This window comes from Candidatus Terasakiella magnetica, from assembly GCF_900093605.1.
Classification (GTDB): domain Bacteria; phylum Pseudomonadota; class Alphaproteobacteria; order Rhodospirillales; family Terasakiellaceae; genus Terasakiella; species Terasakiella magnetica.
The window spans coordinates 53,480-77,386 of the sequence record NZ_FLYE01000047.1; the positions used below are offsets into that span (position 1 = coordinate 53,480).

Annotated in this window: 22 protein-coding genes; 17 read left to right on the plus strand and 5 right to left on the minus strand. The window is 46.5% G+C overall.

The genetic code is table 11. The features are described 5' to 3' along the window. Positions 1-17: 17 nt before the first annotated feature. The 15 genes from MTBPR1_RS15825 (at position 18) to MTBPR1_RS15895 (ending at position 17,292) form a co-directional block, all read left to right on the plus strand. Positions 18-848, plus strand: a complete 831-nt coding sequence (locus tag MTBPR1_RS15825) for a sulfite exporter TauE/SafE family protein (RefSeq protein ID WP_069190151.1) — start codon at positions 18-20, stop codon at positions 846-848. A 133-nt stretch (positions 849-981) separates the two neighbouring features. Next, positions 982-1,911: an exopolyphosphatase gene (locus MTBPR1_RS15830; protein WP_069190009.1), complete on the plus strand. Its 930-nt coding sequence runs from the start codon at positions 982-984 to the stop codon at positions 1,909-1,911. A gap of 144 nt (positions 1,912-2,055) precedes the next feature. Then, entirely contained in the window at positions 2,056-3,651 is a 1,596-nt protein-coding gene (locus MTBPR1_RS15835; RefSeq protein WP_069190010.1) for a S41 family peptidase, read from the plus strand. 626 nt (positions 3,652-4,277) lie between these two features. Next, positions 4,278-4,487, plus strand: coding sequence for a hypothetical protein (locus tag MTBPR1_RS15840; RefSeq protein WP_069190011.1), 210 nt, complete (start codon positions 4,278-4,280; stop codon positions 4,485-4,487). After that, positions 4,472-7,273, plus strand: coding sequence for an ATP-binding protein (locus MTBPR1_RS15845; RefSeq protein ID WP_069190012.1), 2,802 nt, complete (start codon positions 4,472-4,474; stop codon positions 7,271-7,273). The genes MTBPR1_RS15840 and MTBPR1_RS15845 overlap by 16 nt, the downstream gene beginning before the upstream one ends. A 71-nt stretch (positions 7,274-7,344) precedes the next feature. Next, a complete protein-coding gene (locus tag MTBPR1_RS15850; protein ID WP_069190013.1) occupies positions 7,345-8,415 on the plus strand; it encodes a response regulator in 1,071 nt (356 codons plus the stop codon). Next, positions 8,408-8,755, plus strand: coding sequence for a TraR/DksA family transcriptional regulator (locus MTBPR1_RS15855; protein WP_069190014.1), 348 nt, complete (start codon positions 8,408-8,410; stop codon positions 8,753-8,755). Before MTBPR1_RS15850 ends, MTBPR1_RS15855 begins: the two co-directional genes overlap by 8 nt. Before the next feature lie 11 nt (positions 8,756-8,766). After that, positions 8,767-9,081 carry a DUF1244 domain-containing protein gene (locus tag MTBPR1_RS15860; RefSeq protein ID WP_069190015.1) on the plus strand — a complete coding sequence of 105 codons (315 nt, stop codon included), beginning with the start codon at positions 8,767-8,769 and terminating at the stop codon, positions 9,079-9,081. Between the two features lie 3 nt (positions 9,082-9,084). After that, the gene (locus MTBPR1_RS15865) at positions 9,085-10,116 is read left to right on the plus strand and encodes an NUDIX hydrolase (protein WP_069190016.1); all 1,032 of its coding nucleotides are present in this window, start codon (positions 9,085-9,087) and stop codon (positions 10,114-10,116) included. Positions 10,117-10,304: 188 nt separating this feature from the next. Then, entirely contained in the window at positions 10,305-11,324 is a 1,020-nt protein-coding gene (gene nadA / locus MTBPR1_RS15870; protein ID WP_069190017.1) for a quinolinate synthase NadA, read from the plus strand. A 12-nt stretch (positions 11,325-11,336) separates the two neighbouring features. Continuing rightward, complete coding sequence (locus tag MTBPR1_RS15875) at positions 11,337-12,917, plus strand: L-aspartate oxidase (protein ID WP_069190018.1); 1,581 nt, start codon at positions 11,337-11,339, stop codon at positions 12,915-12,917. After that, entirely contained in the window at positions 12,899-13,759 is an 861-nt protein-coding gene (gene nadC, locus MTBPR1_RS15880; protein WP_069190019.1) for a carboxylating nicotinate-nucleotide diphosphorylase, read from the plus strand. The genes MTBPR1_RS15875 and nadC overlap by 19 nt, the downstream gene beginning before the upstream one ends. Positions 13,760-13,815: 56 nt before the next feature. Further along, on the plus strand, positions 13,816-14,124 hold the full coding sequence (locus MTBPR1_RS15885; protein WP_069190020.1) for a rhodanese-like domain-containing protein: 309 nt from the start codon (positions 13,816-13,818) through the stop codon (positions 14,122-14,124). Between the two features lie 120 nt (positions 14,125-14,244). Further along, on the plus strand, positions 14,245-16,341 hold the full coding sequence (locus MTBPR1_RS15890; protein WP_069190021.1) for a methyl-accepting chemotaxis protein: 2,097 nt from the start codon (positions 14,245-14,247) through the stop codon (positions 16,339-16,341). A gap of 102 nt (positions 16,342-16,443) precedes the next feature. Then, positions 16,444-17,292, plus strand: coding sequence for a substrate-binding periplasmic protein (locus MTBPR1_RS15895; protein ID WP_069190022.1), 849 nt, complete (start codon positions 16,444-16,446; stop codon positions 17,290-17,292). Positions 17,293-17,298: 6 nt separating this feature from the next. Here MTBPR1_RS15895 and MTBPR1_RS15900 read toward each other — a convergent pair whose 3' ends face one another. The 3 genes from MTBPR1_RS15900 to MTBPR1_RS15910 are packed head-to-tail and all read right to left on the minus strand — an operon-like array spanning position 17,299 to position 19,170. Beyond that, positions 17,299-18,327, minus strand: coding sequence for a threonine aldolase family protein (locus MTBPR1_RS15900; RefSeq protein WP_069190023.1), 1,029 nt, complete (start codon positions 18,325-18,327; stop codon positions 17,299-17,301). A gap of 28 nt (positions 18,328-18,355) precedes the next feature. Continuing rightward, the gene (locus MTBPR1_RS15905) at positions 18,356-18,745 is read right to left on the minus strand and encodes a M67 family metallopeptidase (RefSeq protein WP_069190024.1); all 390 of its coding nucleotides are present in this window, start codon (positions 18,743-18,745) and stop codon (positions 18,356-18,358) included. Then, the gene (locus MTBPR1_RS15910; protein WP_126465306.1) at positions 18,742-19,170 is read right to left on the minus strand and encodes a hypothetical protein; all 429 of its coding nucleotides are present in this window, start codon (positions 19,168-19,170) and stop codon (positions 18,742-18,744) included. The genes MTBPR1_RS15905 and MTBPR1_RS15910 overlap by 4 nt, the downstream gene beginning before the upstream one ends. A 24-nt stretch (positions 19,171-19,194) precedes the next feature. Here MTBPR1_RS15910 and MTBPR1_RS15915 point away from each other — a divergent pair, with 24 nt between their 5' ends. Both MTBPR1_RS15915 and rpoH read left to right on the plus strand, forming a co-directional pair. Beyond that, positions 19,195-20,160, plus strand: coding sequence for an RluA family pseudouridine synthase (locus MTBPR1_RS15915; RefSeq protein WP_069190026.1), 966 nt, complete (start codon positions 19,195-19,197; stop codon positions 20,158-20,160). Positions 20,161-20,291: 131 nt separating this feature from the next. Further along, the gene (gene rpoH, locus MTBPR1_RS15920) at positions 20,292-21,197 is read left to right on the plus strand and encodes an RNA polymerase sigma factor RpoH (RefSeq protein WP_069190027.1); all 906 of its coding nucleotides are present in this window, start codon (positions 20,292-20,294) and stop codon (positions 21,195-21,197) included. Positions 21,198-21,267: 70 nt separating this feature from the next. On the opposite strand, the gene MTBPR1_RS15925 is transcribed toward rpoH, so the two are convergent. Next, complete coding sequence (locus MTBPR1_RS15925) at positions 21,268-21,807, minus strand: hypothetical protein (RefSeq protein WP_069190028.1); 540 nt, start codon at positions 21,805-21,807, stop codon at positions 21,268-21,270. A gap of 12 nt (positions 21,808-21,819) precedes the next feature. Further along, positions 21,820-23,886 (minus strand): protein kinase family protein, encoded by a 2,067-nt coding sequence (locus tag MTBPR1_RS15930; RefSeq protein ID WP_069190029.1) that lies wholly within the window; start codon positions 23,884-23,886, stop codon positions 21,820-21,822. Positions 23,887-23,907 lie beyond the last annotated feature (21 nt).

Sequence of the window (23,907 nt, forward strand, 5' to 3'; positions counted from 1 at the left end):
GATTGAAAGAGGCTAAATTGGAAAATTTAATTTCTGATCCTGTATTTCTAATGCAAATCGTTGGTGCCCTTGCATTGACCGGATTTGTTGCAGGCATTTTAGCCGGGCTACTCGGAGTCGGTGGCGGCATTGTGATTGTGCCGGTGCTGTTCTTCCTTTTTCAAATGTTTGGGGTGAGTGCGGATATTGCCATGTTCGTGGCTGTGGGAACTTCACTTGCCACCATTGTTGCCACTTCCATTTCATCGGTGCGCTCCCATCATAAAAAAGGCGCGGTGGATTGGGCCTTGTTGAAAAGCTGGACGCCCGGTGTGGTGATTGGCGTGGTGGCAGGGACAGTAATTGCGGCTTTTTTAAAAGGCCAAGTCCTCACCGTGATGTTTTCCATCCTTGCTTTCATCGTTGCCCTTCGCATGATGTTTAGCAAAACAGGGGGGCATATTCGCGATGGGCTTCCCGGTCAGCCGCTTGAATTTATCTTTGCTTTTGTAATCGGTTCTATTTCCGTGATGGTGGGCATTGGTGGTGGCTCCATTAGTGTACCGATTTTAAGTGCGTATAACTTCCCCATGCGCAAGGCAGTCGCGAGCGCATCGGGTATCGGGCTTGTGATTGCACTGCCCGGGGCCATTGGCTTTATCCTATCTGGCTATGGGGCTGAGGGCTTACCAGTGGGCTCTATCGGTTATGTTAACTTGCTTGGTTTTGCCCTAATTGTGCCCATGACCGTCTTATGTGCGCCCTTGGGGGCCAAGATTGCCCATAGCGTAAATCCTGCCTTTCTTAAAAAAGGTTTTGCAGTCTTTCTGTTGATCACCAGCGTCAAAATGATGTTGGGTGCATTTTAAAATTTTATAAAAATTTTCAAAAAGCCGTTTGAAAGCTTTGAAACTGTTTTATTTTTAGGATAACGTATCAGTTAAAGAATTTAAATTTCCCATGAGGTTAGAAGCCTCGGCGCTTAGAATAAGGAGTTTTGACATGGGGGAAAAGTTTCGGTTAGTCACACGAAGCGACTTTGATGGATTGGTTTGTGCCGTCCTTTTGAAAAAAATGGACCTGATTGACGATATTACATTCGTTCACCCAAAAGATATGCAAGACGGTAAAGTTGCCATAACGGACCGTGATATCACAACAAACCTGCCTTATGTTGAAGGGGTCCACCTTGCATTTGATCACCATTTGAGTGAAACCCTGCGCGTTGAAGATAATCCGTCAAACCATATTATTGACCCTGATGCGCCTTCTGCTGCGCGCGTTGTGTGGAAATATTACGGTGGTCATGGTGAATTCCCATCAAGTTGGGATGAAATGATGGAGGCTGTGGATAAAGGTGATGCAGCCCGCTTTAATCGCGAAGAAATCCTCAAATCAGATGGTTGGGTGTTGCTTAACTTCTTGATGGATGCACGTACGGGCTTGGGACGTTTTCGTGATTTTCGCATTTCAAACTATCAGCTTATGATGGATTTGATCGAAAGCTGTGCGACCATGTCGATCGAAGAAATCCTTGAAATTTCAGACGTTAAAGAACGTGTGGATATGTATAAGGAACATGAGCCCAAGTTTATCGAACAGCTTCAACGTTGTAGTGAAGTGCACGATAATGTGGTGGTGCTGGACCTTCGTGAAGAAGATATCATTTATACGGGGAACCGTTTCATGATCTATGCGCTTTATCCTGATACAAATATTTCCATTCACGTCCTGTGGGGCTTGAAAAAGCAGAACACCGTATTTGCCTGTGGTAAATCTATTTTGAATAAAGGCTCTGGCACAAATGTGGGTGAGCTGATGTTGAAATACGATGGTGGCGGTCATGAAAATGCCGGGACTTGTCAGGTGCCAAATGATAAAGCGGTTGAGACACTTGGCGAATTGATCAAGCAAATGAATGCAGATGGTTAATTCTTTATCCTAAAGAGTATCCTTTTCATTCTCTGCTAAGATAAACCCCTGCCATATGTAGGGGTTTTCTCTTTTATGGTGTTGAGAAATTGGTGCGAAGGCCCTATATTTCAAACAACTGAACGATAATAGAAAGCCCGTTTGATGAATCTCTGGTCTCGCCTTCCTTCTATTCTTATGATTGTGCTTACCTTGGCAGTGGGAACTGTCTTTTTGCCTTCACTCAGTGGCTGTGCAATTGATGATGGGCCAATGGGGCGCTGGGTATCCTCGCTAACGGGGACCCATGGTTTACCCAAGGCTGCCATGGAAGATTTAGCCCGTTTTCAAACGGTGTATCATGAGAAATCGGTAGAAGACGGAACACGAAAAGACCAGTTTAATCAATTTGTTGATGCCTTTAAGGTGGTGCGCAGAAGCTATGTGACGCAAGTCTCTGATCAAGACCTGATTACCTATGCCATTGAAGGGCTTAATGATAGCAAAGATAAAGACTGGTTGAACTCTAAAGACGATGGAACACCAGAAGGGCTCGCAACACCGTCCAAGGTGGTTGAGGTTGCCCTTGATGCCATGATGGCAAAGCTTGACCCGCACTCAGGCTATATGACACCTGCGGAATTTCAGGAACTGATGGTTGATACCAGTGGTGAGTTTGGTGGTTTGGGGATTGAGGTTCAACAAGGCGATGGTTTCCTTAATGTTGTTTCTCCCATTGAAGATACACCCGCGGATCGTGCAGGGCTAAAACCCGGGGATCATATTACTCATATTGAAGGGGTTTCCATTAAGGAATGGACCTTGACTAAGACGGTGCGCACGTTACGTGGCAAGCCGGGGAGCCCGGTCACAGTAACGGTTGATCGTGAAAAACGCAGCCCTTTTGATGTGACGATTATTCGCGATATCATTCAGGTGCGTGCTGTTAAGTCGGCACTTTATGATGATTATCTGCATGTGCGCGTTGTTTCTTTTTCTGAGCGTATGGAAGGTGATGTGCGCAAAGCCTTTGATATGGCGAGAGATAAACTTGGTGATGATTTAAAAGGGGTGATCCTTGATTTGCGCAATAATCCAGGTGGTTTGTTGCAGCAATCTGTTGCCCTGAGCGATATGTTCTTAGACGATGGCAATGTGGTTTCTATTCGCGGGCGTGATGAGAAAGACGTGCGCAACTATGGTGCTGGTGGTGGCGATCTGGCAGAAGGTTTACCCGTTGTTGTCTTAATTAATGGCGGTTCTGCTTCAGCCTCTGAAATTGTCTCAGGGGCTTTGCAAGATCATAACCGCGCTATTTTGATGGGGCGTCGCACTTTTGGGAAAGGCTCTGTCCAGACCATTATGCCATTGATGCGCGAAGGCGCTGTGCGCTTGACCACTGCACTTTATTACTTGCCCTCAGGGCGCACGATCCAAAAAGTTGGGGTAGCACCGGATATTCGTTTGGATGTGCCTGAGGTTAAAGAAGACGAAAAAGATAAAAAGGCAAAAGAAGAAAAAGGGGCGAAACATGAATTTAAAGCCCCGCGCGAAGCAGACTTGCCCAATGTAATTAACGCTAAATCCTACAGTAATGATAATCGCCATAGTAAAGATGGTAGCTTGGGTAATACATCTATTAAGGGCTGTCCTGAGGTTGGTGTGAAAAAAGATAAAGAATTGGGCTGCGCATTGGAGTTTCTTAAAGCGGGAACTGCGAAGAAATTTTTAGCTGGAATCAATGCATTAGAAAAAGGCTGATTGTTTTTAAGGCCATTTTTGTAAAAAGTTTTAACAGTTCACCCATATGGGTGAAGTCAAATCCGTCGAGATCGGTCATTATCTAAACAGTTCTCCAATTTGGGGTTCTGAGTACGACGTAGTTTCTCGGCGGACTTGGGTGATAGGGTTTCTATCACCCCTTTTTTTTGTCCGCATTTTATTCTTCCTATAAAATTAGAAAATAGTTGTAAAGCTCACCTATATGGGTGAAGCCAAGTCCATCGCAATCGATCATTATCTAAACAGTTCTCCAATTTGGGGTTCTGAGTACGACGTAGTTTCTCGGCGGACTTGGGGTGATAAGGTTTCTTGTCACCCTTTTTTTTGTGCGTATTTTTATTCATTCACATAAAATATTTTGAAATTAATTTCATATATCACCTGTTTGGGTGAAGCCAAGTTCATCTCAATCGATCATTATCTAAACAGTTCTCCAATTTGGGGTTCTGAGTACGACGTAGTTTCTCGGCGGACTTGGGTGATAAGGTTTCTTATCACCCCTTTTTTTTGCCTGTTTTTTGATTGAATTAAATGTTTCAACTTTGAGGTAAAACAAACTACTATCAATTTGTAACGATAATAATTTATAGCGGTGCATAAGAAGGATGGGTGGTTTCCGTTTCGGTGTTTTTGCTCAACTGATTACCAGTTTTGCTTTGGCGGTGGTTTTTACCGTTGCAGCAGCTGGTGTGGGCATTTTCTCCATTCAGAAATTTAACAAAGGTATTGAAGAGGTCGCCTTATCTCGCTTGCCTATCAACTTGGTCAACAAAGTGAAGCGATTGTTGCCAGTGCGCCCATGTTGGTGCGCGTGACCACACAGGCCCAGCGTGAAACCATTTCTTTTCGTATTGCTGATCGGGTGCGCTGGTTGCAAGAAATTGTCCAATCGCTTCGTACATATGATGTTGATAATGATGTTCTCAAAGTCATTAATATGACGCGTGAACAGCTACTGGAGAATTATGGTCGCCTTGATCAACTTGTTCAGGAGCGTATCGAGATCAGTGAGCTCAAACAAAAAAGAAATAAAAAACTCCAGAACTTGGTACGGGGCAAATCTGAATATGACCAAAAGAAAAATCTACAATGGTACAATTCCTTTAATGATTTGATCGAGCGTTTGCTGATTTTTGAAACCATCAAGGATCAGGCCAGTTTTGAGCGATATAGAAAAGGTCTGCTGACAAGCCTTGAAGAGATCAAGGTCTATGAAGGTAAGCTCACATCAGGTAAAGGGCAGGCCAATGTTATTACAGATTTACGCAATATTGCCTTAGGTGAAAATGGCCTGATTGCATTACAGGCACGTCAAACCCTTGTTTTACAGAGGGTTTCAGGAATTCTAGCCGTTAATGAGCGTCTTTCCAGCCGCTTTGTCTATTCAGTCAACGATTTGATTAGACGGATGCGCGAAGGGATTGAGAAAAACAGCCAAGAATTCCAACAGCTCGTTGAAGTGCGCACGACCCTTCTGACCAATATCGTACTTGGTGCGGTGATTGTTCTTAGCTTAATCGGTGGTGCCTTTATCTGGCGTATTTTGACGCGTCTAAATGAATTAAAGCAATCCATGCGCATTCATGCTGAAGGTGGCGAAGCTGAAATCTCCATTAAAGGCCATGATGAAATTTCTGATATGGCAGATGCCTTGCGCTATCTGGTGGATGAGATTAACCATCGTGAAGAAGAAATGCGCATCAGTGAGGCACGTTTTCGCGATGTGGCAGAAGCAACGTCTGACTGGGTGTGGGAAACAGACCGTGAGTTGCGCTATTCCTTGGTTTCAGACCGTTTCTTTGAAATTACCGGCTTTTCACGCGACGATATCCTTGGGGTGTCTAAACCTGATTTTGGTAAAGTTACAGGGAGTGATGTTGATGACCCTGATAAATGGATACATCACAGTAATGATCTAAAAAATCGTCGACGTTTTCGTGATTTTATCTATTCCATCAAATGCCCGGACGGGGTCTGGCGCCAAGTTAAGCTCAGCGGTAAGCCGATCTTTAATACCGAAGGCGACTTCATGGGCTATCGCGGGACGGGCTCCGATATCACGGCTGAAACCCAAGCGCGAAGCCGCCTGATGGCAGCAAACGAGATCATGCCCGGGGCCTTTGCCTTGTGGGATCATGAAAATCGCCTCGTTCTGTGTAACCGTAAATATTATCAATATTATAAAATCCTCAATGACCGTATTCGCCCGGGTGTCACCTTTGAAGAACTGGTTATGCAGATGGAAGAACGCCATGGGGTGCGCGATGGCCATGGTTATGCGGACAGGCGTCGAAAATTCCGTGAAAAGCCAAGCGGCGTGTTTATGGAGGCCCTTTCAAATGGTCGCTACCTTCAGGTCAGTGAGGCTTCCACCCTTGATGGCGGTACTGTATCACTGGTTATTGATATTACGGACCGTATTGAAGCCGAAACTCGTTTGGAACAGGCCCGTCTTGAATCTGAAAATGCCAATAAGGCTAAATCCAAGTTCTTGGCAGCGGCAAGTCATGATTTGCGCCAACCTCTGCACGCCATTGGCATGTTTTTATCTGCCTTGGAAGATCGCCGCCGCAAAGTAAAGAATGAAAATTCTGAAGGTGATCTGCGCATCATTACCAATATTTCAGATAGTCTGGAAGCTTTGCGTGGCCTGTTAAATGCGCTGCTTGATATTTCCAAACTGGATGCAGGCGTGATGAAGGCGGAAAAAGGCCCCGTTATGTTGCGCCCTCTTGTTGAGCGTTTGATTAAACAGCATACGGCACGGGCACAGGAAAAGGGCCTTGTGCTGAAATCCTTCTGCCCAGATTTGGCTGTTCATAGTGATCCGGTGTTATTGGAACGTATTCTGTCGAACCTCATGTCCAATGCGGTTCGATATACCCAAGAAGGCGGAGTCTTACTTGGTGCACGCCGCCGTGGACAGCATGTTTTATTGCAGGTTTCAGATACTGGTGTGGGCATACCAGAAGACAAACAAGGCGATATTTTTGTAGAATTCCAGCAGCTTGATAACCCTGCGCGTGATCGCCGCCGGGGCTTGGGCCTTGGGTTGGCTATTGTTGAGCGGGTGATGACTTTGCTCAATCATTCTTTAAGTGTAAAATCTGTATTGGGCAAGGGCACGACCTTTAGTGTTCTTGTCCCTCAAGGTGAATTACAGGTCATTGAGACAGAAGATAAACCCGTTGAAGTCGCGCTCAGTGGTGGGGATGTGCCACTGATTGTGGTGATCGATGATGAACCTGACATTCTTGAAGGTATGCAGCAATTGATCACAGGCTGGAAATATAATGTGATTGCAGCAGGTTCAACCCAAGAAGCGTTGGATGCGTTAGATGAAACAGATGAGATACCAAATTTAATTTTGGCTGATTATCGCCTTCAGGAAGAACTTACCGGTGCCGACTCCATTCGAATGATCCATGAAAAACTTGGTAAGGAGATACCAGCGGCGATTATTACAGGTGATACGGCACCTGATCGCATTCAAGAAGCAAAATCCAGTGGCTTCGTTTTATTGCACAAACCTTTGCGTCCCGCTAAGCTTAGACAACTTATCCGCAGTGTACAGGTGAAAACTTTCCCAGGGCAGACCTAAAAAAGAAATTGACCTGAACAATCACTCGCTTACCTTATAAACAAGAATGATAACAGGGTATTGAATAAACAATGAAAACAACCTTCGTGGTCGCCGATGATCATCCTCTTCTCTTAGAGGGCGTTAAAGGGGTTCTTAGAAAAATTGAACCCGATGCGGATATCTTACAAGCAATCAGCTATCCTGATTTGCTGGAGGTACTCTCTCAGGATTTGGATTTCTCGCTGGTGATTGCCGATTTGAATATGCCCGGCATGAAGGGGCTTGACGGTATTCGTGCGGTTCAAAGCAAAAGACCAGAAGTGCCGGTCATCATTATTTCAGCAACGGAAAGCCAAAAAGCAATTAACAAAACGCTGGAATGTGGCGTTGCGGGCTATATGTTTAAATCCTTCAGCCAAGAACAGATGTTGGAAGCGGTTGAAACCGTGCTTGAAGGTGAAACATTTGTGCCTGAAGCCAATATTGAAATGTTCAGCGGTGATGAATTTGCAGATGATAAAAAAACCAACTTTGGTGCAGCTGCCCTAAACCAGCTGCCCATGGGGGTTGTGATTGTTGATAAGACGGCTCAAGTCCTGTTTATGAACAATAACGCCAGTGACATTTTTGCCCAAAGCGATGGGGTAGATGTCGGCCCAACAGGCATTTTTAGAACAGCCAAAGTTGGCGAAACAAAAAACCTTCATGCCATGATCAGCGATGCAGCCATTGATCTTGGTGATGATGAAGAACGCGAAGGCGGCGCGATGATTGTTACGCGCCCTTCCATGAAACGCTCTTTCTCCTTACTGGTTGTGCCGCTGCCTGATGAAGATGATGTGTCTTCTGATGATGGGAATGTGGCTGTCTTTATCAATGACCCTGAAATGCACAACGAGCCGCCAACCAATGTATTGGCGCGCCTTTATGGGCTGACCGATGCAGAGGCCCGTTTGCTCCAGGCTTTGATCGTGGGTAAAAAACTTGAAACCGTTGCGGATGAAGCAGGTGTTTCCATGAATACAGTGCGCTCTCACTTAAAGCAGGTTTTTCGCAAAACGGGCACGAACCGCCAGCCGGAATTGGTGAGCTTGGTGATGAACAGTTCTGCTTATCTGGCTTCAAACCCTGTATCGATTGAAGAGGATTTCGATGAATGATGCGGGCTCATTGGATGTAAAAGCCTTTGAAATGCGTTTGCAGGAATTAAGGGCTGAGGTCCTTAGACTTGAAGAAGAAAGCAGGGAAGGGCGCGAACCTGTTGAGCTGGACCAGTCCAAGGTCGGGCGTTTATCGCGAATGGATGCCTTACAAGGCCAAGCCATGGCCCTTGCCCTTGATCAACGCAGAAAGGTTGAACTCCAACGCATTGATGCGGCACTGATGCGCATTGAAAATGATGATTTTGGTTATTGCGTTTCGTGTGATGAAGAAATTGCACTAAAACGTTTGGAGTTAGATCCCGCCACACCGACTTGTATCTCTTGTGCAGAAAAATAAAGGAAAAAGAAATGGACGATAAAACACGTACTGAACTTGAAGCAGCAGCTTTTCGCGGACTTGTTCAGCATTTACAAAACCGAAGCGATGTTCAAAACATTGATATTATGAACTTGGCAGGCTTTTGTCGGAACTGTTTGGCAAAATGGTATAAGGCAGCCGCAAACGAACATGATGTGGAACTGAGCATGGATGATGCCAAGGAAGTGATCTATGGTATGCCTTATAGCGAATATAAAGGTAAATATCAGGAAAAAGCCAGTGATGAGCAATTGGCGAAATTTGCGGATACATCCGGTCATGCGGTGATTAAAGGGCTTGAATAATCTATGACAGGCTTTGGCTCTGACGATTTCAACAATGCAGGGAATGTGCAAATTGGTTTGACGGCTGTTATCGTTGCGGTAACGGATGCTGAACCACGTATTCTCGTTGTGCGCAGGGTCGATCATGCTTTGGCTTCAAATGAGGCAGGGGTTGCACGCCAAGGTGAAGAGCTCAGTGAAAATACGCTGGAAGCTTTGCCTTATGGTCCGTTTTATCCAGAACATCACCGCACGCTTGATATGGGTTTGCGCAATTGGGTGGAAGAACAGACCGAGCTTGATCTGGGCTATGTGGAACAGCTTTATACTTTTGGTGATCGTGGGCGCGATCCGCGCGAACAGGAACTGGGCGCGCGCGTGCTTTCCATTGGTTACCTCGCACTGGCGCAAGAAGCCAAGCCGTCTGGGGCGGGGGAGGCTTTATGGCAAAACTGGTATCGTTATTTCCCATGGGAAGATTGGCGCACAGGAAAACCTGCTATCATCAGTGAAGAGATTGAGCCCGGTCTTGAAAATTGGGCCGCTACTGCACCAAGCCCTGCTGAAATCCGTGAACGATTTGCCCGCATTGATGCTTGTTTTGGCTCTGAAGAAGTGCGCTGGAATGAAGACCGTGTGCTCGAGCGCTACGAGCTTCTTTATGAAGCAGGCCTTGTAACTGAGGCGCGTCGTGATCAGGGCTTTGAAGCGAGCGTACAGGATCATAGTCACACGATGGTTTTAGATCACCGCCGGATTTTAGCCACTGCAATGGGACGTTTGCGCGGTAAGCTTAAATATCGCCCGGTGGTGTTTGAATTGGTGCCCCCGACCTTTACCTTGTTTGAGTTGCAAAAAGCGGTTGAGGCGATCACGGGCAATTTGCTTCATAAACAGAACTTTCGCCGTCTTGTGGAAAAAAGTGGTCTGGTTGAAGGTACGGGCAAATATGAAAGCCGCACAGGCGGTCGCCCGGCTGAAACCTTCCGTTACGTGCGTGATATTTTGGCTGAACGTTTAACGGCGGGGCCAAAGCTGCCTGTAGGTAAACGTTAAGATAGCTCCTTATAAAAGAAACTTTTCTTTTAAATTAAGAGCTTGTTACACATTAATGACAATCATTCCAAAAAGAACTTGACGATTGTGCGCTGCACGCATAACTTATGCTCAAATGGAGGTTAATAAAAAAGCCTCCCTACATTTTTGCGTCAGATATGCTCTTTTTGAGCATAAGGAGCTTTGAGATGAATGTCGCAGCCCAAAAGGCCTATGAAGAATTTGAATTTACTGCTGAAATCGCTGAGCGTATGGCCCCTGTCTATGAGCGGGTAAAAAGCCATATCACAGCGGAAGAATGGCCTGTGATTGCACCCTATGTGGATGAGATCATTCGCTTGAAGAAAGAACGCAATGCAGTGATTCTTGCCCATAACTATCAGACTCGTGATATTTTTCACTGTGTATCTGATATCGTTGGGGACTCTTTGGCTTTGGCTGTTAAAGCAAAAGAAGTTGATGCCGATGTGATGGTGGTTTGTGGTGTGCATTTCATGGCCGAAACTGCCAAGTTGCTGAACCCATCTAAAAAAGTTTTGATCCCTGACCCTGAAGCAGGTTGTTCACTGGCTGAATCAATCACGGGCGCAGATGTGCAAAAACTGCGCGAAGATAACCCCGGTGTGCCGATCTGCACGTATGTGAATACATCTGCTGATGTGAAGGCGCATGTGGATATTTGCTGTACCTCAGCCAATGCCAAGAAGGTTGTCGAATCCCTTGGTAGCGATAAAGTGCTGTTGATCCCGGATCAGTTCTTGGCAGCCAATGTTGCCAAAACAACAGATGTTGAGATTTTGACTTGGGCGGGCCAATGTGAAGTGCATGAGCTTTACCGCAAAGAAGATATTCAGCAAATCCGCAAAGACCATCCTGAATGTGTGATCCTTGCCCACCCAGAATGCCCACCTGATGTGTTGGATGAGGCTGACTTTTCTGGCTCCACTACAGGCATGGCGGATTATGTGAAAGAAAAAAAGCCTGAATTGGTCGCCTTGATCACAGAATGTTCCATGTCCGATAATATCCGTGCAGATTGCCCAGATAGTGAATTCATTATGTCTTGTTCCATGTGTCCGCATATGAAAAAGATCACCTTGCAGAAAATTGTTGATTGTCTGCGTGATATGTCAAATGAAGTCTTTGTGGATGATGCGATTGCCAAGCCTGCACGCGCTTCTATTGAAGCTATGATTTCAGCGAGCTAACGAACCTTCGTGATGGAACAGGTCTCTACAGACGTTCTAATTATCGGTGCTGGGGCTGCGGGCCTTGTCAGCGCGCTTGACCTTCAAGGGCTTGATATTACCTTGATGGCAAAAGCCCCTGTGGGCGAGGGCTCAAGCAGTGCGTGGGCGCAAGGTGGTATTGCAGCGGCCATGGGTGATAAAGACCACCCTGAACATCATAAAAAAGATACCCTTGATGTGGGGGTTGAGCTTTCTTGTGAAAAAGCTGCTCATACCATCACCCATGAAGGGCCTGAGCTGATTGACGCCCTCATAAAATGGGGGGTTAATTTTGATTGCTGTGATGAAGGTAATTTGCGCTTAGGGCGCGAAGCCGCCCATTCTTTTCGCCGTATTCTCCATGCCAATGGGGATAGCACAGGTAAGGAAATTATGCGCGCGCTTGGTCAAGCTTTGATGCATACCTCCAATATTAACGTTATGGAAAACTGTCAGGCCTATGAGCTGATTGTGGAACATAATCGTGTTAAAGGTGCCTTTGCCAAAGATGCTTTTGGGCAGGATGTTTTGGTCAAGGCTAATGCAGTTGTTCTTGCAACAGGGGGCATTGGTGGCCTGTTTGGCTATACGACAAATCCTGAAGAAGCCTGTGGTGAAGGTCTTGCTATGGCGGCGCAAGCTGGTGCGCGTTTGGCCGATTTGGAATTTGTACAGTTTCACCCCACCGCCATTGATGTGGGCCTTAAACCCATGCCTCTTGCGACCGAAGCTTTGCGCGGTGAAGGCGCTCATTTGATTGATGGCCGCGGCATTCGCTTTATGCCAGCCGTGCATAAAGATGCAGAACTTGCCCCACGTGATGTGGTTGCGCGTGCCATTTGGCGCCGTGTTAAAAATGGCGAAAAAATCTTTCTTGATGCCACAAAGGTTGTGGGCCAAGACTTTCCAGAACGTTTTCCAACCGTATGGGGCTATTGCCGCGATGCTGGCCTTGACCCACGGGTTGAACCCATTCCCATTACACCAGCTGCGCATTATCACATGGGTGGCATTGATGTGGACCTTAAAGGGCGCAGTAGTCTTTATGGTCTTTGGGCTGTGGGTGAGGTTGCCTGTACAGGTGTGCATGGGGCCAACCGATTGGCGAGTAATTCTTTGTTAGAAGCCGTTGTCATGGGGCGGCGTGTGGCAAAAGATATTTTGATGAAATCACAGGGCGATGCTTTATCAACACAGGTGGCGCCAACAGGGAGTGGCTCTGTTGATTTAACCGGTCAACTTGCCAGTCTGCTTTATCGCGCCTGTGGTGTTGAGAGAAATGAGGCAGGCCTTTATGAGGCTCTGGCCCAAGTGGTCAGCTGGGAAGGGCGCAAGGCAAGCTTTAGCCCGCTCTTTAAAAATCGCCTCATCACCGCGAAAATGATTTTGGTTTCTGCATTGGAGCGCTGCGAAAGTCGTGGCGGTCATTTTAGAAGTGACTATCCAGAAACCGACAGTAAACAGGCGCAACGCCATAAAACAACTTTACGAGAGGTCGATGCATTTATTCGCGGCCTTAATCTCGGAACCGATTTACAAGGGACAGTAAACTCATGTCAGAAGCCGGCGTAAAAGTAGAACCTCTTTCTCCTATCCTTATTGAACCAAGCGTTCGTGCTGCCTTGGCAGAAGATTTGGGCCGTGGTGGTGATCTTACAACCGACATTGTTATTGATGATGATGCTTGGGTGAAAGCTTCCATAAATGCACGCCAAGTTGGTGCGCTTAGCGGAATTGATATTGCAGAAATGGCCTTTGATCTGGTTGACCCACGTGTGGATATGGAAGTCTATATCGCCGATGGCGGACGGGTTGAACCGGGCGATACGGTCTGTGTTTTAGAAGGTCCAGCCCGTGCAATCCTGACCGGGGAACGTGTGGCGTTAAACTATCTTGGTCACCTCTCTGGTATTGCTTCTGAAACCCGCAAAATCGTTGATGCGGTGGCAGGCACCAAAGCGCGCATCACCTGTACGCGCAAAACCACACCGGGCCTGCGTGCCTTTGAAAAATATGCCGTTCGTTGCGGTGGGGGCTTTAACCACCGTTTTGGGCTTGATGATGGCTTGATGATTAAAGACAATCATATTGCTGCCTGTGGCGGAATTACCCAAGCTATTGAACGTGCAAAAAGCAAAGTCGGCCATATGGTAAAGATTGAGCTGGAGGTTGATGATTTAACCCAGCTTGAAGAAGGTTTAAAAGCAGGCGCGGATGTGATCTTGTTGGATAATATGGGCCCTGACATGCTGAAAGACGCCGTTAAAATGATTGATGGTCGCGCCGTTGCTGAAGCTTCTGGTGGCGTGACATTGGAAACGGCCCCCGCCATTGCACAAAGTGGTGTGGACGTCATTTCTGTTGGATGGCTCACCCATAGTGCGCCTTGTCTTGATTTAGGTATGGATTTTTAATTGATTTCTTGAAGATGCGTTATTAAATTAGAAATAACTGATAATTGGAGTTTACGATGAGTGACGCGTTACCTTTTGAAATTGATGTCTTAACATTAAAGAAATACCAAGACGATAATCACGACCATGTGGTTTTAGATGTGCGCGAACCGGCTGAAATCGCGTCTCATGCTTTTGAAGGTGCGCTTGAAATTCCTATGAATGAAGTGCCACAAGATATTGATTCAATTCCAAAAAATAAGACTGTTGTGGTGATGTGCCATCTTGGGGGGCGCTCCATGCAGGTTACAGGATGGTTGCGCCAGCAAGGTTATGAGAATGTCACAAACTTGCGTGGCGGCATCGAAGCCTGGTCACAAATGTGATGTGCTACATTTGGGTATATGTATAAATACGTGATCCATATGAGCTAATACCTAGAGGTAATTGCATACTAACTGGTTAACCCCCTATAATGGATAATAAAATAATAAGGGGGGCAATATATGTCTTTTATTCAGAATATGACGATCAAGGCTATTGGTCTGATCATACCAAGTCTACTTGCCTTTTTAATGGTGGCAGGAACAGGGGCTTCTATTTACCTGTTAAGCTTCATGTCAGATGTTGCTGATCGCAAGGAACTTGAGACAATCGTCTCAGGTGTACAGGACCTTGGTGATATTCTTACCGCAGCGAGTGTTCTTTACTCGTTGATGCTGCTTTCACTTTTGCTCTTCTTTATCTGGTTTACACGGGTTCGTCTGCTGTCCCCTATTACAGATATCCGAAACGTGATGAATGAATTGAGCAAGGGCAATAACGAGGTCTCTATTCCACGCACGCATCAGCAAGATGAAATCGGCTCTATGGCCCGCACCCTTGAGGTCTTTAAGACCAACGCCAATGAATTGCGCGGTGTGGAAGTTCTCAAGGCGGAAAAAGACCGTGAAGTAGCGCTTAAGCGTGAGATGATGTCTTTATCAGATGCGCTTGAAGGTGAAGTGAATGGCACTGTTGCCGAAGCTGTTCGCCAAAGCCAGACGTTGCAAACCGCAACACAAGATGCCATTAACGCCACAACGGATGTGGAAGAACAATCTAATAGTGCAGCATCTTCTGCTGAGCAGGCTTCTGAAAATGTGCAGGCTGTAGCCGCCGCCACTGAAGAGCTTGCCGCTTCCAGTCGTGAAATTGCCACTCAGATGTCGCGCACAACCTTGATTGCGAGCGAAGCGGTTGATCAATCTTCCCAAGCCACAACAACGGTTAATGACCTGTTGTCTGCAACACAGAAGATTGGCGAAATTGTTAATCTGATTAATACGATTGCTGAACAGACAAACCTGTTGGCCCTTAACGCAACCATTGAAGCCTCGCGCGCGGGGGATGCGGGTAAAGGTTTTGCGGTTGTTGCAAGTGAAGTAAAAACACTAGCCAATCAAACAGCCCAAGCCACTGATGAAATCCGCACGCAGATTTTAAGCGTGCAGGATATGACCGAAGGCGCGGCAAAATCCATCAAGGTGGTTTCTGATACAATTGATGAAATTAATTCGATCTCTGTCAATATCGCAGGCGCTGTTGAACAGCAAGAAGCCAGTACCCAAGAAATCAGCTCTAATGCCCAGACTGCTGCGGATAACACCCGTGGGGTATCAGAACGCGTCGGTGTGATCCTTGATAAATCTGCTGAAGTGGGTGAAGTGACTAATCTTGTTCGCTCATCTTCTGGTGAAGTGATGACCATGCTTCAAGATATGGTGGATCGCTTTAAGATCATTATGGAAAGTTCTGATGTTTCTGCCCATCATATGCGTACAGCGGATGCTCAAGAAAAAGGTCAACTAACCCTTTATGGGGAAACCGTTGATTATACAGTGCTGACCTTAACGCAAAAAAGTGCGGTTATGCGCTTAAGTGGTGGCAAGGCAAAGGTTGGTGATGAAGTGAGCTTTGACCTTGAAAATGTCGGCTTTATGTGTGCTGAGGTCGTGGAAGTTGATGGTTTGCAAATCAGCGTTAATTTCGAGCTTGATGATTATCTTAATATCCGCCTTGGGGATTATCTCTACGGTCATGAAGCCATGGACCAGCCCTTTGTGGAGGAAGTTCAATCACGTGCAAAACAGATTGAATTGGCCTTGGAGAAAGAAATCGATAGCGGCAATATCTCAATTGAAGACCTGTTTGATGAAAACTACGAAGAGATTGCGGGTACGGACCCACTGCAACATATGACTAAATTTGTCAGTATTACGGATCGTGTCTTTACACCGATTGCAGAACCTGCTCTTGATTTTGATGATCGTGTGGGGTTCTGTGTGGCGGCGAACCTTGAAGGGTTTATTCCAACTCATAACAAAATCTATTCTGAGCAACAAGGTTCAGACCCGGTTTGGAACAATGCCCATTGCCGTAATCGTCGTTTCTTCAAAGATCGCACCTGTTTTGCAGCCGCGCGCAATGAAGAACCTTATCTCTTGCAGACATATTTACGTGATATGGGTGGGGGCAACGTCATCATTATGAAGGATGTTTCTGCACCGATTAACGTGAAGGGACGTCACTGGGGCGGCTTGCGCCTCGGTTATAAAATGTAGTTCGTCTTAATATGTATTTTATAAATACTATTAAGGGAATTGACCAAGGTGTTAATCGCTTCTAACATTATGATGTGATTAAGGTAAATTAAGGGCGCTGCTATGAAATATTCGACATTGGCTTTTTTGCTGTTTGGTATTGTACTGTTTAAAAGTGCAGCTAGTTTTGCAGAAGAAAAGCCGCTCAAGATATGTACGGAATCATGGCCGCCTTATTACGCCTTGAAAGATGATCAAGGCGAGGCTCAGGGGATTGCAGTTGATATTGCAAAAGAAATTGCCCAACGTCTCAACCGTCCTTTAAGTTTTGATATTATTCCCTTTAACCGTTGTTTAGCTGGCGTTGAAAAGGGCGGCTATGACGGTATTGTCGGGGTGACACCCTATGATGAAGGTGTCATTGTTGGTAAAAATCACGCGCTCTTTTGGGTGATGACAGCTTATGTTCATAGTGCTGATCCCATAGAGCGTTTCACCTCCCTTGACGATTTCAACGGCAAGACATGGTTGAAAATCGACACGTATGAATATCCAGAAGAAATTTCCAATTTTAAGGGTTGGAATGTCATGAACTTTCGTGACAAATCTGATACGCAGGAAGATGATTACCGTGGCTTTATGATGGTGCATCACAAGCGTGCAGATGTGTATCTGGAAGATTATTTCTGGGCGCAGAATGCCTTAAAAGACAAGAGCTATGCGGTGCGCGCCTTGATGCCCCCTGTGATGGTTGACCCGCAATATGTGGGCTTTAGCGAGAAAAATAAGCCTTTGGCTGTTTTGTGGGACAAAAACCTTGGGCGTTTATTGGCTGAAGGTACAGTGGATAAAATTTATAAAAACTGGACAGGTCAAACGCTCAAAGAATTTGCCGATAAATTTGGTGTTGAGAACCCAGCAGGTAACGTCAATATCACAACGGGTGTCACAAGATTGGGCAATGGCGTATAAAGCGCGTTATGAAGCTTCAAGGGCCGTTTGAATAAAGCCGTTAATGTCTTGTTCTGTGGTGTTGAAGCTTGTGACTAATCGGATCAAAGGCGATCCGGCATCATGCCAGCGATAAAAACCATATCCCGCATCTTCCAATGCTTGTAGCGTGTTTTCCGGCAGCGAGATAAACAGCTCGTTTGCTTCAACAGGGAAGTAAAGTTCAGCCCCTGCAATGGTTTCAAGCCCGCATTTGAGTTTTTGCGCCATAGCATTGGCATGGCGGGCATTGTTAAGCCATAAGTCATTGGTTAAAAACGCATCCCATTGGGCCGCGATAAAACGCATTTTAGAATGTAAATGGCCTGTGCGTTTTCTCATATAGCCAACTTCGCGTGCGAGTTTCTGATTAAAGAAGATAATGGCCTCAGCATTCATGGCCCCGTTTTTTGTCGCGCCAAAGGAGAGCACATCAATACCAGCTTTCCATGTGAGTTCTGCCGGGCTGCACTCAACTGTGCAAAGCGCATTGGTAAAGCGCGCCCCATCCATATGGAAATAGAGCCCGTATTCTTTGGCAACAGCACTTAAGTGATGGATTTCAGCCGGGCCATAAATGGTGCCGGCTTCACTGGCTTGTGAGATGCTCAAGGCGGCAGGCTGGGTGTGGTGAACCGCATCATTGGTGGCAGCCAGGGCAGTTTCCAGCTCACCGGGGTGGAGCTTGCCGTGTGGGCCGGGCAGGGTGATGAGCTTTGCCCCACCACAAAACATTTCTGGTGCACCACATTCATCACAGTTGATATGAGAATCCTTATGGCAATAAATGCTACCATAAGACGGCGTCAGTGCATCTAAGGCCAAGGCATTTGCCGATGTGCCTGTGCTGGTGAGAAAGACAGTGGTCTCACATTCAAATATCTCGTTAAAGCGTTTTTGAACTTTTGCTGTGAGCTCATCTTCACCATAGGGCATGGCGGTACCCGTATTGGCTTGGGTGAGAGCGTCCAATATTTCCGGGGAGACACCAGTCGTATTATCGCTACAGAAATTCATCTCACCCTCCAGTTCGGTTTTTGCTTTCTTATAGCTTAACCCGAATGGGAATCTCTTCAAAGTCCTGATTTGTTTCATTAAAGCGGAAAGCTTTGATTTCTTTACAGGTGGTGATGACCCAGAGCAGTTCGGGCTCATAAACCATGGAACGATCTGTTTTTGATGGAAAAGGATTTCCATTGGGGTGAGAGTGATAAAACCCCATCAGGCTGCGCTCCCCGCTTTCACGGATCAGCTCAAAACGCACTTTTGGGTCAAGCTCAAAACTTTTTGTCTTATCGCCTGTGCTGATGTTGGCGGATGGCATGAGCCGCTCAACAGTTTCCCCATCCCCCACAATCAGGCCACAACATTCTTCAGGATGGGCCTGTTTTGTGAAGTCTAATAATCGATCAAAATCAGCTTGTGAGAGGATCATTGAGCAGGGTGTAAGGACAATCCACCAAGTTTTGCACCCGTATTGATATCAAGAACCATCAAACGGTTAATACCTACCTCATTGATGAGGCGCAGCACAAGGCGTTGAGAATCTATATCGGTTTCCACCACTTTATAGCCTGTTGGGATCTCAATGCGCATATCGCCAAAAGCACGCACTGGGGCCACAACGCTTACAGGGGCCGCTGTTGGGGCAACTGTTTCAGCTTCACTTTTCTTGCCAACAAGCGGGACTTCAATGTCTTTTAGCGCTTTTTCAAGCTCAGGTGCTTCTGTTGCCAGATCAAAAAATTTAAAATCAGGGTTGTCTGCCTTCTGCATTAGGCCGTAAACCAGAGCAATCATGCCAAGGATGATTAAAACTCCCATGCCGACAACGGCTGAAACCAGTACTGTTCTTCCCATCTTTTTTACTCTAGCTTAGTGATTATGACAGATACATTTGAAATAACCACCCAAGACAAAGATCAAGGGATTCGTTTGGATAAACTTCTTTCTTTAGGAGAAAGTGGTCTATCGCGTTCACGACTAAAAGCCCTGATCGAAGAAGGGGTAGTTACTCTTTCGGGCCAGACCATAACCGACCCGTCGCTTCGGGTCAAATCAGGACAGTGTTTTTCTTTTAAAATTCCTGAAGCAAAGGAATATGAGCCTGAGCCCGAAGATATTGCGCTTGAGATCGTCTATGAAGATGATGACCTGATTGTTTTGAATAAACCTGCTGGTATGGTTGTTCATCCCGCGGCAGGTAATTATACCGGGACCTTGGTCAATGCCTTGCTGCATCATTGTGGGGATAGTCTTTCCGGTATAGGCGGGGTAAAACGCCCCGGGATCGTCCATCGCCTTGATAAAGAGACCAGCGGTCTGATGGTGGTGGCGAAAAACGATATTGCCCATGTGGCCTTATCTGAACAATTTGCTGAACACTCCCTTGAGCGTGCTTATTTAGCTGTGGTCTGGGGTCTGCCGGAGCCGAAAAAGGGCCGCATTGAAGGCAATATCGGGCGTAGTCCGCAGAATCGCAAAAAAATGGCGGTGGTTACAAAGGGCGGAAAAACAGCTGCGACCAATTATTCCTTGGTTAAGCAGATTGGCTTGCATGCCTCTTTAGTGGAGTGTCGCCTTGAAACGGGGCGAACCCACCAGATACGGGTGCATATGTCCAATAAAAGCAATACGGTGGTCGGGGATGCTTTATATGGGCGCACGCCGCCACGGTTTTTGCGTTTGCTCAATGCAGAGCAAAAGGCGGAATTTAGCGGGTTCCAACGCCATGCATTACACGCATATATTATAGGGTTTTTGCACCCGCGAACAAAAGAAGAGATGCATTTTGAAAATGACTTACCTTCTGAAATCAACGAGTTATGTGACTTTTTGAAGAAAATATAATTTTTATCTATACCCGAGCTGTAGAGTTAGGTACTATAAATAGTGAAGGGGATTTAATTAAGGAGGGCATCCATGACGGGTGGTTCCGCCGAGCTATCCGTGTAATCCATATCCGATAGGGGGAATGGCACATGGCGAATAATACCTTAGGACTTACATTCACACCGGAAAGTAATCTTTCCCGGTACCTTAATGAAATCAGAAAGTTCCCGATGCTGAGCGTCGAGGAAGAATATAGTTTGGCCGTTAATTGGCGAGACCGTGAAGATGATGCATCTGCTCATAAACTCGTAACCAGCCATCTGCGTCTTGTTGCAAAAATTGCAATGGGCTATCGCGGTTATGGCCTACCTGTTGGCGAACTTATCTCAGAAGGCAATATCGGGATGATGCAGGCGGTAAAACGCTTTGACCCCGAACGTGGTTTCCGCTTGGCAACATATGCCATGTGGTGGATCAGGGCCTCTATGCAGGAATATATCCTCCATTCTTGGTCCCTTGTCAAAATGGGCACAACAGCGGCCCAAAAGAAGCTTTTCTTCAATCTGCGTAAGCTTAAAGGGCAAATGCAGGCCATTGAAGAAGGTGACCTCCACCCAGAGCATGTGACAGCGATTTCTGAAAAACTGAACGTTCCACAAGAAGAAGTCATTCAGATGAACCGCCGTCTCGCCAGTTCAGATCATAGCTTGAACTCCCCGCTACGTATGGATGGGGAAGGTGAGTGGATTGACTGGTTGGTTGATGACAAGGTTAATCAGGAAAAAGAACTCGCTCAAAAAGAAGAGCTTGATAATCGTCGTATTATGCTGGAGTCGGGCTTAAGTATTTTAAATGAGCGTGAACGTCACATCCTGACTGAGCGTCGTTTACAAGATAAGGCAACGACACTTGAAGATTTATCTCAGCAATATGGTGTATCGCGTGAACGTATTCGTCAGATTGAAGTACGTGCATTTGAAAAATTACAAAAATCTATGAAAAATGCCATGCTTGAACAACGCATGAAAGAAAAGGAAATGCGTGATAATTTCTGATTTTGCTTTCTCAATCTAACTATAAAAAAACGCCCAGATCATGGATCGGGCGTTTTTTCTTTGAAATACTCTAGCCCCTCGGGGCTTTGGGTTCTGCGGCTGGTGCACCGGGTTCTTTGGCCTCACCGGGCTCGCCAACCACCTCTTCTTTAGTGACCGCATCACCCCATTCGCCAAGTAGTTTCTTTTGGCTTGCGCGCAAGACAGAAACACGTCGCTGGGCAATAAAGGTCATGACGGTGGTAACAATGGGGGGTGTGACAATAAATAAAATCCAGCCAAGACCCGCTGAGCCATACATCAAAAAGAGAGAGAACACATCGGTAAGGGTATCAATGGCAACAGACATACTGTTGCTTCCCATCCATAAATCCAGCAGATAAGGGAAAATACCGGCAAAGTTCATGGCTAAAACACTGATGAATGCAAAGCGTTGTGGGGAGCGGTCAATCAGAACGGCGACAAATGTTGGCAACATACCAAAACAGACAAGCACCAGTGATGCCATGGAAACCAGCATCAAGATAACAGCTGCAAACAGTGCCATCATGCCAAGCAGCATGAGGCCACCGCCTTGTTGCTTCTTCACCGTCATTTTTGCTTTTGCCATTATAGTTTCCCCTTACCAAAGCCGACCGATGAAGGTCACGGTGATGATTAACAGGGAGATGACAATGGATGTCATAGCAGCAGCTTGTTGCCCCATGCGATTTGAGTTTTTCTGCAGGGATTTCTCGTTATTCTGAATGTCTTTTATTTCGTTTTCAGCTTCTTCAAATTCACTGCAAGCTTCATCGAACTCTATCTGATCTTGCGCGCGCTGTTCTGCATTATCAAGCAGGTTGAACAGGTCAGCAAGGTTACCTTTGCGAATAAGTTTTGGGACTTCTTTTTCAAGCTCTTCACGAATGGATTTACTGTGATAGGCTTTGATCGCGGGGCCCATATGGGCACCCACCCAACTGGTAAAGCCCATCATGGTGCCCGCTTTGGTGCGCCATTGCACAAGGGCAAGCAGGCTGAGCATGCCTAATGTCGCAATCTCTTCACGATCATCGCCAACGGCTTTGACATGAGGGTCAATATTTTGGTTTAGCCGTGCTGCAATGAAAGCGACAATATGGCGATCAATCGGTTTTTTCTTTTTATCGACCTTGGCTGAAATGCGCTCAAGCGCGGGCATGAGGTCTTTAATGGTTGTGACATATTCCTCAACCAACAAGGGGCTCTGACAGGCCATGGTCGGGTTGGTTTCATAAAGGACGCGCTCAACCCCATAACCGATTTTGCGTTCTTGAACAAAATCAAGAAGCTGGTCAAAGTTCTTTTCAAGGGCCACATAGACCGGGTTATAGGTATCTTGAGCATCAAACCAAGCGCGTGGCAGGCCACGGGTGATCAATTCAATCGGTGAGTTTGCATTACCTTTATGTAAGATGGAATGGGCAAGCATTGTCCCAAAGCCATCAGGCATACACCAGCAATCCTTGTAGCGGATCGGTAAGGTCGGATCGAGCACAATCCCGATACGGGCTGCCAGCACATCTTTATCACCAGATTGTGATTGTGCCATATGAATGGCGTTTGAGGCCGCAGCGGAGAGATCAGAATCTTCCAAGTCGCGCTTGAGCCACGTTTCCAACATGTCATCTTTGACAAGCTTGTCAACTTGGCTGGGCATACGTGTTGCGGCAAGGGAAAGCGTGCGGGTGTTGAAATGTTCACGCCCGGCATAATCAATATAGCGTTTGGCTTTGCGTGCAGACTTTTTCTGGATGGGGGTTAAACGCCGACCATTGATCCAGAGATCAAGCTGTTCAAGGCTCCAGCGTTCATGTTCATCATCAGAGAGAAGGCCGCGCAGACATTCCACCATATTTGGGGGTATGACTTCTTGACCAATCAGTGTGGTATAGGAGCCTTCGATCATCTTTGAATAAAGGATATCATCATCGGTGCGCAATTGCGGCACAGGGTTGCCCCCGGCAATGGCAAAGATGACAGACACCCCAAAGGCGTACATATCATCGGCAACGTCGCCAGCCCCACGCCCGGCAGGCGGGGCAGCGCCACGTTCTAACGTTTCAAAAAGAATGGGTTGGTCATATCCCGGTGGTACGGTTGTACAATCACCAAGGACCAAACGGTCAAGGGAGCCATCAAGGAAAAAGAGGTTGGAGGGGCGAATTTGTCGATGCGAAACACCGCGCGAAGACAGTTCCATTAAGCCATGGCATAAGGGCTCGATGATTTTTCGCACCATTTCATGTTGAGAGATTTGACCCAGATGGTCAAGCAGGCGTCCACCTGTCGGGCGTTCATAAATCACAACAACGGTACGCTGGCTGATTAAGGGCCAGTGAACGGTGCCCCATTCCACAAGGTTCATGGATCCGCGAATATTCGCGCCTTTTAAAACATCCATAACACCAGTACGGGCCCCAAGGAAGGGCGGGCAAACAAGGGCGAAGAGTTTGCGCTCGGTATTACGTTTGTCTTCAGCTACATAGGCTTTGGCTGATGGGGTGCAAAGTTCAGGGATCGGCATGGCGGGGTTAATGTTATAGCGATCCAGCACAACAGGAGGCACGGGTTTACCCTTTGCCTTTGGTGGCTCAGCTTTTGGCTGAGCTGCAGCTTGATCGGCTTGAGCCTGATCTTGTGCATTTTGGTTTTCCTGTTCGGCCATTTATGGATCTTATCTTTCTAT